Genomic DNA, 14667 nt, shown 5'->3' with positions numbered 1-14667 from the left:
AAGGTTTCTTTACCAATTCTGCATGTTTAAAATAAACCGCAGATCTGACAGATTAAACAGATCTGCACGGATTTTACTTCTGGACACTTCTATCCTTAATATATAAAGCATAAATTTATGCTCTCTTTATTATGAAAACTGATGCTCTAGCCCAGATGGAAACGGCATCCTATTGTCCCGGGGTTCGGGACAATAGATATAGTGGACAGCTGGAGAATGCTCCTGATAAAAGGTATTAATCGAATCGAATGGCTTTGACTGGAGAAATTTTTGTGACTATATAAGATGGTATCAGCAATACCAAGGCACAGATTGTTACGGTAAGAAGGTTCAAAGATAAAATATACCCAAAGTCAAGATAAACTGGCGCCTGATTTACATAATAGTTTTCGGGATTTAATTTTATGATTCCGAATTGCTGCTGTAATACCAACAATGAGATACCAATACCATTACCCCAAAGCAATCCTCTTGCTATGAGATAAAATGCGTTGTAAAGAAACACTTTTCGAACTGACCAGTTATTTGCTCCTAAAGCTTTAAGAATACCTATCATCTGGGTACGTTCGAGTATCAATACTAACAAAGCAACTACCATATTTATAGTGGCTACCAGTATCATAACTACTAATATTACTATAATATTGAAATCGAAAAGCTGTAACCATTCGAATATGTAACTATACTTTTCGATGATTGTTTTTGTATCCAGAGTGGAAGATGTTTTTTTATATACCTGATCTCCTGTTTCTTTTATTTTATTGAAATCTTTTACAAAAACCTCAAAAGCTCCAATTTGATTTGAATTCCATTTATTGATGCGCTGTATATGCCTTATATCACCTATTATATATGTGGCGTCAAATTGCTGAAATCCTGAATTAAAAATACCTGCAATTTTAAATCTTCGAACATTGGGCAATTGATTTTGATTTTCCTTAATAAAAAAAGTATTAAAAGAATCACCGACTTTTAACTCTAAACGATTGGCTAAAAACTGAGAAATAACTACTTCCTCTGTAATATTTGCTGACAAAACGGGTAATTTTCCAGAAACTAGATACTCATTTATATTTTTCCATTGATAATCATTCCCTACACCTTTGAAAATAATACCCTCAAATGCTGTTTCTGTTCTTATTATACCTGATTTATTTGCTATAGCCTGAATATGGCTTACTTCTGGAACAGCATTAAACCTTGGATAAAAATCTTGATTTTTTGCTATCGGAGATAAAGTTACCTCTGACTGATTGTTATCGTAGTTGGAAATTATGATATGCCCATTGAAAGCCGCAATTTTTTCTCTAATCTTATTCTGCAGCCCGATACCGGTCGCCACAGAAACTATCATCATAATCATACCTATGGCAATAGCAGCTATAGCAATGTTAATTATCGGAGCAGATATACTGCTTTTATAATCTTTGGCAGTAATAAGCCTTTTTGCAATAAAATATTCTAAATTCAAACTGATTTAATTTTTGAGGAATCGAACAAATATACGTAAAGTTTTAAATTATGGTCTTATTGAAACTTATTGCCTCTAGAAACAATTCAAAGCTGTGGCAAGCCAAAACTTAAAGAGGCAATTTCTTTTTCATTTCTTCGACTATATTGAAGGCTGCTGGACATATAGCAACATTTTTAAGTGTTATGTCAGTAATCTGCTGAAATTTTTTACGGTCGGTGTGAGGAAATTCTCTACATGCCTTAGGACGAACATCATAAATAAAACAGGTGTTATCTGTATCAAGAAAAGTACAAGGCAGGCTTTGCAACACATAATCCCTATCTTCATCAATACGCAGATACTGATCTATAAACTGCTGCGGTTTTTGTTTCAAGAATTTAGAAATCCGTTCTATATCAGCCAAAGTAAATAATGGACCTGTTGTTTTACAACAATTGGCACATTTTAAACAATCGGTTTTCCTAAATTCAGCTTCATGAATATCCTGCATTATATAATCTAGACTCTTAGGTGTTTTCTTTTTTAGCTTATCAAAATACTTTTTGTTTTCGATATGCTTATCTTTGGCAAGTTTCCCTAATTCGTTTAAAGCTGGCTTCAATTTAAATATATAATGTTGAATTGGCAAAAGTAATAAACTTTAAACACGGATATTTAAACTTGAAACAATAATTTATGAAAGATCTTTTTGGAAAAGCCATACTCGATTATCAGACTAACAATAAACCTGAAAATTTGATAACAGAGACTTCAATATCAGATGAAGACGAAATGAGTGTCGCTTATTTATTTCGCAATTATAAGGAGATGCCTGAAATTGAGCAGAAAGCACTCCAATTAGCAAAAGGAAAAGTTCTGGATATAGGCTGTGGTGCTGGAAGCCATAGTTTGATTTTAGAAAATGACAGGAATCTCGATGTAACATCTATTGACATTTCAGAGAATGCCATTCAGGCATGTAAACTTCGTGGTTTAAAAAACGCGAAAGTACAAGATGTCATGGCTTTGGGAGACGAAAAATTTGATACTATTCTTGCCTTAATGAATGGCACAGGAATTTTTGGAACACTTAAGAATACTCCTCGTTTTTTACAAAAAATCAAAAGTTTACTCAACCCTGGCGGTCAAATCCTTATTGACTCTTCTGACATTATCTATATGTTTGATGATGCTGAAGATGGTGGCAAATGGATACCAAGCAATGGCTATTATGGCGAACTGGTCTTTACCATTACATACAAAAACGAGACCGAAATGCCTTTTCCGTGGCTTTATCTGGATTATAATACATTACAAAATGCTGCTCATGCCAATGGATTACAATGCGAACTGCTTCTTGAGGGAGAGCATTATGATTATTTGGCGAGGCTTACACTATAAAAAAAACCAAATGCAATCGCATTTGGTTTTCAAATTAATTCTTTATAAACACCAACTATCCTTGGCTCGCAATTTTAATAGGAACTTCATAAAGCACTCTAACTTTTTTTCCTCGGGTCTCTCCTGATGTCCATTTTGGAGACATACTGATTACTCTTTTTGCTTCGGCACCAGTGCCTCCACCAAGATCTTTAACGATACTGACATTTGTAACTGTACCATCGATTTCGATAATAAATGCAATTTTCAAAGTTCCACCACTACCATCATAATCAGGCATTTGAAAGTTACTACTAATGAAAGTCATAAAGGCATTATTCCCTCCAGGAAATTCAGGCCTTACTTCTACCTCTTCATAACTGTAGGGAGCATCATCAACAATAGTGGCTGTAACTTGCGCTGAAGCAAAATCCACAATAAACAATGTAATTAATGAAAGTAAAATTCTTTTCATGGGCTGTCTCAATTATTATTTTTAAAAAGTAGGTTTTGGTAAATATATAAAAAAATCCACTTATAAAAACACATTGAATAAAAATAATGAAATTTAATTATCATATCATCATACATATAACATTTAGGTAGTAATTTCGTATGAAAAAAAGATATAAATGCCTTTTTAACAAGAAAGTACGCTGGTAACTAAAAAAGCTACTAATTTATCGCGAACAGATAATTTAGCAGCTTTATAATAATTTATAGAAAACTATTAGGGAATATTCAAATATTTATGAGTTTGCAATGAAACACGCCATTTTGGATTTTTCATGACATATTCGACTATCAAAGGAGTAATTTCATCTTTTTTGCTCCATTCAGGCTGAAGAAACAGAATTGCACCTGAATTAACCTTTTGTGCCTGTTCTTCGGCAAATATAAAATCGTGTTTGTTATAAATAATTACCTTAAGCTCATTTGCTGCATCATATACAGTCTGAGTAGGTAATTTATTTTTCTTTGGCGAAAGACAGATCCAATCCCAAGTGCCACTTAATGGATAAGCCCCAGAAGTTTCGATATGTACTTTTAAGCTGCGATCTTTTAAGTTTTGTGTTAACGGATACATATCCCACATTAACGGCTCTCCTCCAGTAATTACTATTGTATCCGCATACTTAGAAGCATTCTCAACTATCAAATTAATCCTGGTTGGCGGATGCAGTTCAGCATTCCAGCTTTCTTTTACATCACACCAATGACATCCAACATCACAACCCCCAATTCTAATAAAATAAGCAGCTGTACCAGTATGAAAACCTTCCCCCTGAATTGTATAAAACTCTTCCATTAATGGAAGCATAGTTCCTTTATTAACTTCTAATTGAACTTCTTTAGATAACATTATATAAATTTAAGCCACAAAGATAGGCATTAAAAGAATGCTTTAAAACTCAATAAAAAAAAGAAAAAGTATTATATACCAAAAAACGACAACTATTTCTAGTTGCCGCTTTAAAAAATAGCATTTTATAATGATTATTTTAAAGACTTCAATGAAGATGAAGCATATTCATTCGCTGGATCAAGAACTAATGTTTTATTAAAATATTCAATTGCTTTAGTTTTATCAGAGTTTGCATAACTAGCTCCAGCAGTATTGTAACTTTCAATTAATTTTTTAATTGTTGCTGGCTTTGCTAACTCTTCGGGACCTTTTTCAGTAACTATATTAATATATTCATTATAATATTTTATAGTCATTTCGTCATTTTCCAACAAACTGTTTGTTCTAGCTCTGTATAAATAAGCATCCTGAGTTTTTGGAGAGGCTTCGATTACTGCACCATAAGCTTGATCGGCTTTTTGCAAAGCAATTGGATCTGCCTTAGTATCTTTTTTAGTATTATCAAAATACAAACAATTACCTAAATAAAAGTTATCCAAAACATAGTTTTTGGATTCTTTATTGGCCACAGCAATTTCATAAATCGCACCGGCCTGCTTAAACAGCTTTAATTCATATAGTTTTTTTCCAATATCACTTATGTTCAAGGACAAACTATTAGCATCCATTTCTGCCGATTTTTTTAAATCAACAATACCGCTTTCAAATAAGGCAGTATCCAGATTTTTCCCATCTTCACCTACAGCTTTTTTAATTTTAGAGAAACCTAATATTTGATAATCAAAAGCAATAATTTTATTATTAGAATCAGAAATAAAACTTTCCAAAGATTTAATAGCTACATCATAATTTCCATTTTGATAAGCCGAAATTCCTAAATAGCGTAAAATTCTAGGATTAACTTTATCCAGTTCAACCATTTTATTAGCTTCTGCTTCTAAAGCTTTATACTCCCCAGCTAAAACTAAAAAGTCAGCATGACGCATTCTTGAACTAAGAGAATAATCTGTTAAATTCAAGTATTTTTCGTAATTAACTAAAGCTTTTTCTATATACATTTTATATTTTGAAGGCTCATTTCGACCCCATAAATAATACGTTTCGGCAAGCTCACGATATACTGGTCCATAATTTGCATCAATTGCAATAACTTCATCATAAGCTTTGATAGCCTCTGCATAAGCTTTAGCTCCTTTTAACAAAACACCTAGCTGCATTTTTGCTCTAATCAAAGTATTATCTGCAGAATAAGCATTTCTATATGCTGAATATGCCTCATTTTGATTTTTATCACCAAAATAAGCATTCCCTAAGGCCAAATTTAACTGTGCGTCTTGAGGATTGATCAATTTAGCTTTACTTAAGTACTCCAAGGCCTTTTTATAATCAGGTTTAGTAGATATTGTATAAGCTCTTCCTATAAAAATATATTCTTCTATATCTTTCTTTTTTAAATCTTTGATAGCTAATGCAAATTTTTCCTCAGCTGCAGCAGTATTTCCATTATCAAGATCAATTAAACCAAGCCCTATATTATTCAATCTCGCACCTTCAGATCCAGAAAGTCCTTTTTGGTAGTATATTTTAGCAGAGTCGGTATAATTTTGCAATAAATAAACATTACCCAAATAAAAATCAGCAGTACCATTGGTTGGTTTAGCAGTAATTATAGATTTTAAAATTGATTTCGCTTTTTCAAATTGTTCTGCATCGATAGCTTTCTTTGCTTGAGTAAGATCTTGCGCTCGGCTTGTTGCTACTATAGCTAATAGCGCAATACTTAAAACTTTAACTTTATTCATTTTCAATATATTAATTTATTTTATTTCTTCTCGTTGTTTGACTTATTTTGTACAATATTTAATTTTCTTGTTGGCAGCTTGTAAGGCAGCAATCCAGATTTCAAAACAATCCTTTGTCCAATATCACCAGCTACAAATGAAGAAAACCCCATACCTAATCCAGAATAACCTTGGCAATTTACAACATACAACTCTCTCAAAAGAGGATAGGTTCCTTCGGCAAAATTATTTTGTGAAGGAGGATAATATCCGCCACTTGTTAATCCTTTTACACTCAACACATTAATTTTTTTTATTACAGACTCCATCGCAGGAACAGGCTGAGATAACCAATTTACCCCCACAACACCAATCATTCCATCATTTTCAGCAACAAATTTTAAAACTTCATTGTTTGTTTTGAAAGTATAAACACCTTTATCAGGCAAAACATTCAATCCAGCTATATTATTGAAATAACGTACAGTGCTTGAATTTGGATTGTCAAAAACTATGCCTTTAATTTTAGAGTTAGCTTTTCCATGCATAAAATCAATTACATCTTTTAAAGCAACTAAGGTGTCATTACTTGATTTGTTAGATATTAAAGCTATTCCATCTATAGCAAATTTAGTTATTCTGGGCTGTATTTTTCTTTGTTCAAAAAGATTTAACTCTTTTTTTGATAAATCTCTAGCTAATACAACAATGTTCGCTGTTTTGTTAAATAATGAATTTAAAACTTCAGCTTCAGATTTTGGCACTAAAGTAAATTTAGCTTCATATGATCCTTCAAATACCATAACTTCATCTTCAACAATTGGAGTAATAGTTTCATCTACAAAAATAGTAGCATTACCTTTTAAAATTGTTTCATCATTTACATTATTATTTACATCTTTTTTACAATTGGAAAAAATAAAAAATAATGACCCTAACACTAAGTACAAACTAAACCTTGACATAAATTACTCTTTATTAGCATTAAATACGCGAAAAAATCTAATTATAGCATATACAATTAATACAACGCCTAAAGCTATCCTATATTGCATCTGCATATCAAATGGAAATTTTTTCCAAAAAATAACCATTATTCCCAAAAAAAAGTACGCTATAAAAACCAATATGGTTATAACAAGAAGAAATCGCTCAATAAGCGATTTCTTCTTCAAATTGTTAAATAAATTATTCAACATTATTCTGCTGATTGAATAGTAATTGGAAGCGAGTACAAAACCCTAACTTTTTTACCATTTTGTTCACCTGGAAGCCATTTTGGACATTTATTCAAAACTCTGATTGCTTCTTTTCCTGTACCATATCCAATATCTCTAATTACTTTGATATCAGTTAATGATCCATCTTTTTCTACAACAAAAGTAACATAAACTTTACCCTTAAGGCCTTCTTCTTCAGGCGGTGTATAATTTTTACCTACGAAAGCATAAAATTTCTCAATTCCCCCAGGAAATTCAGGTTTCTGCTCAATACCAGCTAATGAATGCACACTAGTATCTTCTGCAATAACTTCTGCTACAGCAGGTCCATTACCTACTTCTTCAACTGTAAGAGGCGCATCTGGATCACCTTTTATCGTTTCAGCACCAGTTTTTTTGTCTTTGATATCATCCATTTTAGGTGGATCTTCAGTAACATCTTCAGCTTTTGCAACAACAGGTTTTACGAATTTAACCATATCTTGTTTAGGCGGAGGTGGCGGTGGCGGCGCAAGATCTTTAGGAGCTTCCACTTTCTTCTTAGGTGGCAACTTAACTGCCGTAATCTTAATGTCATTGTCAACTTCATCACCACCATCTGGTAAGTAACTCGCAATAAGCGGAGCACTGATAGCCAAACTAAAAAGAATACTACCAATGATAAGAGCCCTCATAGAAGTCTTGCGATTCGATTTTCTTAGTTCGTATGCCCCATACAGCTTATTACGACCTTCGAAAACGATCTCAATCCATTGATTTTTTATTAAATCTAATTTCATTTTTTTTAATTATTAGGTTATTAAGAAAAAATTATATTATTTTCCTTCTAACAATTTTACTTCTCCAGGTGAAAATTCATTCACAATTGCATAAGATCCTGTTTTATTTACCCCAACTATTGCCATTTCATCCAAAACATCAACCAGATTACGATAAGTAGACTTTTTACTTGGTTTGATAATTACAATCATACCCTTGCCAGGCTCACCTTTAGCAGTAGAATATTGCTTTACCTGCTGCATTCTGGACATCAATTCTTTACGAATACCATCCTTGCCATAAGAAAAAGTTTTTGGAGCGGCAATAGGTGTTTCTAACATACCCATATATCGAACCAATTTTCCATTTTCCCCAAGTAATAAAGTCAATGTTTTATTCTCATCAACTTTAATATTTTTTTGTGGTTCAGATGTATCTTCTTTATCTGGCAACGTCAAATCCATGGATTGAGGTTTCGACAACGTAGTAGTAAGCATGAAGAATGTGATCAATAAGAAAGCTAAATCCACCATGGCAGTTAAATCTACCTTAGAGTTTTGTTTTTTACTTCTTACCTTACCACCGCCTTTTTTGCCACCGCCACTGTCGGTATTTAATTCAGCCATTTTAGTGTGTATTTTTTAATTAAAAATTCTTTCCTCTTAAACCTGTAACCAAGTTAAAGCTATTAACTTTTTGATCCTGTAAAAGATCCATAACCTGCTTGATTGCCGGGTACTGTTCCTTAGCATCTCCTTTTATTGCAAAATTCAATTCTTTGTTATTAACCTCAATATTTGCTTTACGAGAATAAAGAACCCAGTCCTTCAACTGGTTATCTAAAGAGTCTTTAGGTATTCCAGGCTGTCCTGCTTTACTTCTTTCTGAACCTTTCATATTCAAAATTGTTTTTAAATTTTGAATAGGCACACCAAAACTTTCCATTAATCCAAATTCCTCAGACTCTTTTTCGGTAAAAGTCATATTATATTTATCAGCCATAAATTCAAGTGCTTTTTTACGAACATCTTTTCCTTTCAGGTCAAAAAATACAGCTGTCTTTCCATCTACTTTACCTATAGTCAATGTTGATAAATTATCGGCTGGTAACTTAGTTTGAACAGTAGACTGTGGTGTATCAACTGGTAATACTTCTGGTGTTTTAGCAGTGGCAGTCAAAATAAAGAACGTTAGCAAAAGAAACGCAACATCACACATCGCCGTCATATCGGTAGATGTGGACTTTTTTTTCATTTTTATTTTAGCCATTATGTATGTCTATTATTTTGATTTAAAAATCAAAAATTAATTATTGTTTTAAACTACCTCTAAAATGTCTGTAAGTGTTTACAATAGTAGTTCCTGCCTCATCAATAGAGTAAGTTAAATCATCAATTTTTGAAGTAAAGAAGTTGTAAGCAACAATTGCAGTGATTGAAGTAGAGATACCAGTAGCCGTGTTAATCAAAGCTTCAGAGATACCAACCGCAAGCGCAGCCTGATCTGGAGTACCAGCAGTAGCCAACGCACCAAACGCTTTAATCATACCCGATACAGTTCCTAATAATCCTCCAAGTGTTCCTAAAGAAACTAAAGAAGAGATAATAGTCATGTTTTTCTCTAACATTGGCATTTCAAGAGCAGTAACCTCTTCGATTTCTTTGTGGATAACTTCAGAAGCTTCTTCACTGTTAAATCCTTCTTTTTTAACATCCTGATATTTAACTAATGCAGATTTAATTGCATTTGCAACAGAACCTTGCTGTTTATCACATGAAACAATTGCACCATCAATATCTCCTGATTTGATACTTGCCTGGATTGCTTTCATAAATTTATCTAAATTCCCTTTTCCAGCAGCTTTTGCAATAACAAAAAATCTTTCAATAGAGAAAACAACAACCATTAATAACATTCCTAATAATACTGGTACTATAAATCCTCCTTTATAAACTTGTCCTAATGTATTCAATGGGTGTCCTTTTTCTGTATCTCCCCCTTCAAAGTTTGCAGGATCTCCCATCACCTGAGACCAGACTAACCAACCTACAAAAATACATAATGCAATAATAATTCCTGAAACCATTCCTCCACCATTTGAAGTGCTTTCTTTTTTAACTTTAACGTTTGCCATTTTTTTAAATTTTAAATATTTATTTTAGTTTTAATAAACTTGTATAGGAGCAAATTTAATTTTTTAGTTGAAATAAAAAAACTTTTTTTTAAGTATTCTGACATTTTATTTTATTGTTAAAACATAACTAAAACGTTTTTTAAGAATAATTGAATATTTTTTTTAAAAATAGTTTCCAAATTATTCTAAAATTAAGCTTTTTTACATATTCACAATATTATATTCAAAAAAAGCACCGAGTAAAAAAACACACAATTCTATCAAAACAACAGTTTTTTGTGATATATTTTATAGGAAACACTTGATTATTTCATTTGAAGAATATTTAATACCTTGCAGTTGATATCTAAACTAACATAAAGATGAGCAAAAAAGAAAAATTTATTGAGCAGATAAATGAAGGCTATTTGTCCAAGGGTGATAGCATAACCCTTGGTGGGGCCATTCTTGATGGAGAAGCATTATCCGATACTTTTGTGAAAATTCCATTAAAAACTCTAAATAGGCACGGATTAATTGCCGGGGCTACAGGAACAGGAAAAACAAAAACAATTCAGGTCCTTTCTGAACAGCTTTCTTCATACGGAATTCCTGTATTAATGATGGACATAAAAGGTGATTTTAGCGGCATTGCAAAGGAAGGTGAGGAAAAAGATTTTATAAAAGAACGGCATGTTAAATTAAATATTCCATACTCTGTATCTAGTTTTCCTGTTGAGTTAATGTCGCTGTCCAAGCAGGAAGGCGTAAGACTTCGCTCTACAGTTTCAGAATTTGGGCCTGTGCTTTTTTCGAGAATTTTAGATTTGAATGACACGCAGGCTGGAGTAGTTTCAATTATTTTCAAATATTGCGATGACAATAAAATGCCTCTGCTGGATTTAAAAGACATTAAAAAAGTTATTAACTATATTACAGATGAAGGAAAAGACGAAATCGAAGAAAGCTACGGCAAAATATCTACTTCTACAACTGGAACTATTTTAAGAAAAATAATTGAGCTCGAACAGCAAGGCGGTGATTTGTTTTTTGGCGAACTATCTTTTGAAATTGATGACTTATTCCGTATTGATGAGAATGGCAAAGGATACGTAAATATTATAAGACTAACTGATATCCAAGACAAACCAAAATTATTTTCTACGTTCATGCTAAGTCTTCTGGCAGAAATATATCAGCAGATGCCTGAAAAAGGAGATGCAGACCAACCCGAATTAGTCCTGTTTATTGATGAAGCGCATTTAATTTTTAATGAAGCCAGCAAAGCTTTATTAGAACAAATAGAAACCATTATAAAACTTATCCGTTCTAAAGGAATTGGCATTTATTTTATAACTCAAAATCCAATGGATGTACCAAGTGGCGTCCTAGCACAGCTTGGACTTAAGATTCAGCATGCTTTAAGGGCTTTTACAGCCAACGACAGGCAAGCTATTAAGCAATCTGCAGATAACTACCCAACTTCTGAATATTATAAAACAGACGAAATATTAACAAGTTTAGGAATTGGCGAGGCATTTGTAACAGCCTTGAACGAAAAAGGCATTCCTACGCCACTCGTAGCCACTATGATGCGAGCACCTATGAGCCGAATGGATATTCTGACTGAAACCGAAATTGCAGAAATTAATGCTAATTCTAAATTAGTCAAAAAATACAATGAAGTCATTGACCGCGAAAGTGCCTACGAAATACTTACTAAAAAAATAGAATCAGCACAGGAGCAAGAACAAACCGTCGTTATTGAAGAAAAACAAAAAACAAGCAATGAACCCAGCACAGCTAGCGTAGTTACAAAATCAGTTCTGAAAGTTGTCACCAGTGCTACATTTATAAGAGGCGCATTTGGAATATTGTCTAAGCTTTTTAAGAAATAATTCAAAAATGAAAAACTTTATCCAATTGTTTTTTCTTACCGTGATTGTAAGCAGCTGTTCACCAAAATCAGAAAAGAAAAATGCTACTTATATCAAGCTGCAAATTGTAAAAGCTGAAAAGGATTTCGCAAAATTAGTTGCCGAAAAAGGATTAGCTGAAGGCTTTTCACAATTTGCTGATTCGAATGCTGTTATCAAAAGAGAGCATGATACATTAATTATTGGCAAAAACAGTATTAAAAATTATTATTTGAGTCCTCAATTTCAAAACGCAACCGTAACCTGGTCACCAGATGATATTGTAGTTTCCGAGGCTGGCGACATGGCTTCCAGTTATGGGAAATATGCATGGACATCAAAAGATTCCGATGGAAGAACACAGATTTCAAAAGGAATTTTCCATACAGTATGGAAAAAACAAAAAGATGGCTCCTGGAAATATATTTGGGATTAAAATAATTCTTTACAGGATAAAAACAATTACATTTCTTACATTTGTTTAAACTCAAAAAACATGAAAAGCATTTCAAAAGAAACCATTTCACAAATGGATAAGGTTGAAAAAATGAATTTAATCAGTTCATGTACTGGATTTAAATCTGCCAACTTATTAGCCACCAAATCTATTGACGGAACTACCAATGTAGCAATTTTCAGCAGTGTAACTCATTTAGGGAATAGCCCTTCATTGATAGGCTTCATTGTGCGTCCCAATGCTGCACCAAGAGATACTTACAAAAACATTATGGAAACTGGCTACTTTACAGTAAACCATATCACAATTGATATGATTGCTGATGCGCATCATACATCAGCTAATTACGACTTTGAAATTTCCGAATTTGACAAAACTAATCTGGAAGAAGAGTACAAAGAAGGAATAAACATCCCTTTTGTAAAAGGAAGCCCGGTACAGCTCTATTGCAAATTTGTAAATGAATATAATATCAAAGAAAATGGCACTATTCATCTTATTGCCTCTATCGAAAATATTTTTTTTGATGAAGCCTTGGAACATAAAGATGGATGGCTGCAATTAGACAAAGGAAATATTGTTTCCCTGAATGGAACAGACGGTTATTTTCTGCCAAGATTGATAGACCGTTTTCAATATGCTGAACAGAATGTCCCAACAAAATCTTTTAAGAAAGAATAATAAAATTTTAAAAAACGGGAACAGCGTTATACCATTCCCGTTTTTTTATTTTGCTAAGATTCCAGCCTTTAAAATTTGCCCAAAATGATACATATCTTCGTAGGACGTGTATAATGGAACAGGTGCCAATCGGATTACATTGGGTTCCCGCCAATCTGTAATTACTCCGTTTTTCATTAAATAATCAAAGAGCTTACGGCCTTCACCATGCAGAAAAACTGACAATTGACATGCTCTTTCAGAAGGGTTTACTGGTGTAATAATTTCAAAAGATCCATGAACTTCTTTGCTTATTTCATTTAGAATAAATTCCAAATAAGATGTTATTTTATCTCTTTTTGAGATTAATTGATCCATTCCAATTTCGTCAAACATTTCTACAGAAGCTAAATATGGTGCTAAAGACAAAATAGGCAGATTGCTTACCTGCCAGCCTCCTGCTCCCTGAACAGGGTCAAAAACGGGTTCCATTTTGAAACGACGTTCTTTGTTATGTCCCCACCAGCCGGCAAAACGAGGCAGTTCTTTATTATTGTGATGCCTTTCATGAACAAAACAGCCGGAAGCATTTCCTGGCCCAGAATTCATGTATTTATAACTGCACCAAGCCGCAAAATCAATATTCCAATCGTGCAGTTCTAATTTAATATTTCCTGCAGCGTGAGCCAAATCCCAGCCTACATAAGCGCCTTGTTTATGACCAGCTTCGGTAATTGTTTTCATGTCAAAAACCTGACCCGTATAATAATTCACACCACCTATTAAAACTAGAGCCAGCTCCTCTCCGACTTCTTCAATTTTTGATAAAATATCTTCTAATCGGATGTTGTGTTCTCCTTCTCTGCGCTTGATTTCTACAATAACATCTTCTGGTTTATAACCGTGAAAATGCACCTGACTCTGAAACATATACTGATCGGAAGGAAAAGCTTTTTCTTCGCAGATAATTTTGAAACGCTTTGCTGTGGGTCTATAAAAAGTAACCATCAGCAAATGAAGATTCACTGTCAGCGTGTTCATAACAGTAACTTCTGAAGGCAATGCGCCTACTAATCTGCTCAACGGATCTGCAAAACGTTCCTGATAATCCCACCAGGGTTTTTCGGCATAAAAATGGCCTTCTACGGCTAAATTCGCCCAATCATTCATTACTTCATCGACATATTTTTTGGCTCTTTTCGGCTGTAAGCCTAAAGAGTTACCTGTAAAATAAATTACTTTTTTATTATTGACTTTTGGGAAAATAAATTCGTCTTGGTATTTATGCAAATGATCTTCAGCATCGAGTTTTTGAGCAAATTCCAGAGTGTTTTTGAAATCCATTTTTTTATGTTTGAAGTCGTAAAAATAGAAAAAAAGACAATAGAGAAGAGAGAATAGAATAAAGAAAAAACACAAAAAATTAAGATAAACAGATTATTCAATAAAAAAACAATCTGTTTAAAGCTAAACTTTACATTTAAATTAATTGAGCTAGTCATTTAATTTCTGTATATTTAAGTCTTTAAAATCAGTAAATATGGGAGTATTTGAAGGGCAAA

At 33.0% G+C, this 14667-nt stretch carries 15 protein-coding genes; 4 read left to right on the top strand and 11 right to left on the bottom strand.

Going from position 1 to position 14667, the window contains the following annotated elements; all coding sequences use genetic code 11:
- Nucleotides 1-235: 235 nt before the first annotated feature.
- Nucleotides 236-1471 carry an ABC transporter permease gene (locus ABEG11_RS18640; protein WP_348825701.1) on the bottom strand — a complete coding sequence of 412 codons (1236 nt, stop codon included), beginning with the start codon at nt 1469-1471 and terminating at the stop codon, nt 236-238.
- Nucleotides 1472-1580: 109 nt separating this feature from the next.
- The gene (locus tag ABEG11_RS18635) at nt 1581-2075 is read right to left on the bottom strand and encodes a YkgJ family cysteine cluster protein (protein WP_348825700.1); all 495 of its coding nucleotides are present in this window, start codon (nt 2073-2075) and stop codon (nt 1581-1583) included.
- 74 nt (nt 2076-2149) lie between these two features.
- On the opposite strand from ABEG11_RS18635, the gene ABEG11_RS18630 reads away from it, so the two are divergent.
- Entirely contained in the window at nt 2150-2854 is a 705-nt protein-coding gene (locus ABEG11_RS18630; RefSeq protein WP_348825699.1) for a class I SAM-dependent methyltransferase, read from the top strand.
- Nucleotides 2855-2909: 55 nt separating this feature from the next.
- On the opposite strand, the gene ABEG11_RS18625 is transcribed toward ABEG11_RS18630, so the two are convergent.
- The 8 genes from ABEG11_RS18625 to ABEG11_RS18590 all read right to left on the bottom strand — a co-directional run bounded on the left by ABEG11_RS18625 (nt 2910) and on the right by ABEG11_RS18590 (nt 10093).
- On the bottom strand, nt 2910-3308 hold the full coding sequence (locus tag ABEG11_RS18625; RefSeq protein ID WP_348825698.1) for an energy transducer TonB: 399 nt from the start codon (nt 3306-3308) through the stop codon (nt 2910-2912).
- A 255-nt stretch (nt 3309-3563) separates the two neighbouring features.
- Nucleotides 3564-4196 (bottom strand): 7-carboxy-7-deazaguanine synthase QueE, encoded by a 633-nt coding sequence (locus ABEG11_RS18620; RefSeq protein ID WP_348825697.1) that lies wholly within the window; start codon nt 4194-4196, stop codon nt 3564-3566.
- A gap of 134 nt (nt 4197-4330) precedes the next feature.
- Nucleotides 4331-6001 (bottom strand): tetratricopeptide repeat protein, encoded by a 1671-nt coding sequence (locus ABEG11_RS18615; RefSeq protein WP_348825696.1) that lies wholly within the window; start codon nt 5999-6001, stop codon nt 4331-4333.
- Nucleotides 6002-6021: 20 nt separating this feature from the next.
- Nucleotides 6022-6945, bottom strand: a complete 924-nt coding sequence (locus ABEG11_RS18610; protein ID WP_348825695.1) for a PstS family phosphate ABC transporter substrate-binding protein — start codon at nt 6943-6945, stop codon at nt 6022-6024.
- Between the two features lie 233 nt (nt 6946-7178).
- A complete protein-coding gene (locus tag ABEG11_RS18605) occupies nt 7179-7979 on the bottom strand; it encodes an energy transducer TonB (RefSeq protein ID WP_348825694.1) in 801 nt (266 codons plus the stop codon).
- Between the two features lie 36 nt (nt 7980-8015).
- The gene (locus ABEG11_RS18600) at nt 8016-8585 is read right to left on the bottom strand and encodes an ExbD/TolR family protein (RefSeq protein ID WP_348825693.1); all 570 of its coding nucleotides are present in this window, start codon (nt 8583-8585) and stop codon (nt 8016-8018) included.
- A gap of 19 nt (nt 8586-8604) precedes the next feature.
- Nucleotides 8605-9228, bottom strand: a complete 624-nt coding sequence (locus tag ABEG11_RS18595) for an ExbD/TolR family protein (protein ID WP_348825692.1) — start codon at nt 9226-9228, stop codon at nt 8605-8607.
- Between the two features lie 40 nt (nt 9229-9268).
- A complete protein-coding gene (locus tag ABEG11_RS18590) occupies nt 9269-10093 on the bottom strand; it encodes a MotA/TolQ/ExbB proton channel family protein (protein ID WP_348825691.1) in 825 nt (274 codons plus the stop codon).
- A gap of 362 nt (nt 10094-10455) precedes the next feature.
- On the opposite strand from ABEG11_RS18590, the gene ABEG11_RS18585 reads away from it, so the two are divergent.
- Genes ABEG11_RS18585 through ABEG11_RS18575 form a run of 3 tightly spaced genes read left to right on the top strand, consistent with a single transcriptional unit; the run spans nt 10456 to nt 13126 of the window.
- The gene (locus ABEG11_RS18585; RefSeq protein WP_348825690.1) at nt 10456-11970 is read left to right on the top strand and encodes a helicase HerA-like domain-containing protein; all 1515 of its coding nucleotides are present in this window, start codon (nt 10456-10458) and stop codon (nt 11968-11970) included.
- A gap of 7 nt (nt 11971-11977) precedes the next feature.
- The gene (locus ABEG11_RS18580; protein ID WP_348825689.1) at nt 11978-12424 is read left to right on the top strand and encodes a YybH family protein; all 447 of its coding nucleotides are present in this window, start codon (nt 11978-11980) and stop codon (nt 12422-12424) included.
- A 60-nt stretch (nt 12425-12484) separates the two neighbouring features.
- Nucleotides 12485-13126 carry a flavin reductase family protein gene (locus tag ABEG11_RS18575; RefSeq protein ID WP_348825688.1) on the top strand — a complete coding sequence of 214 codons (642 nt, stop codon included), beginning with the start codon at nt 12485-12487 and terminating at the stop codon, nt 13124-13126.
- A 45-nt stretch (nt 13127-13171) separates the two neighbouring features.
- Here ABEG11_RS18575 and kynU read toward each other — a convergent pair whose 3' ends face one another.
- Nucleotides 13172-14449: a kynureninase gene (gene kynU, locus ABEG11_RS18570; protein WP_348825687.1), complete on the bottom strand. Its 1278-nt coding sequence runs from the start codon at nt 14447-14449 to the stop codon at nt 13172-13174.
- Nucleotides 14450-14667 lie beyond the last annotated feature (218 nt).

Origin of the sequence: Flavobacterium aestuarii, assembly GCF_040049115.1 — a bacterium.
In the GTDB taxonomy this organism is placed as follows: Bacteria; Bacteroidota; Bacteroidia; order Flavobacteriales; family Flavobacteriaceae; genus Flavobacterium; species Flavobacterium aestuarii.
Note: the sequence above shows the minus strand (reverse complement) of the source record. Positions and strands in the feature narration are given on the sequence as shown.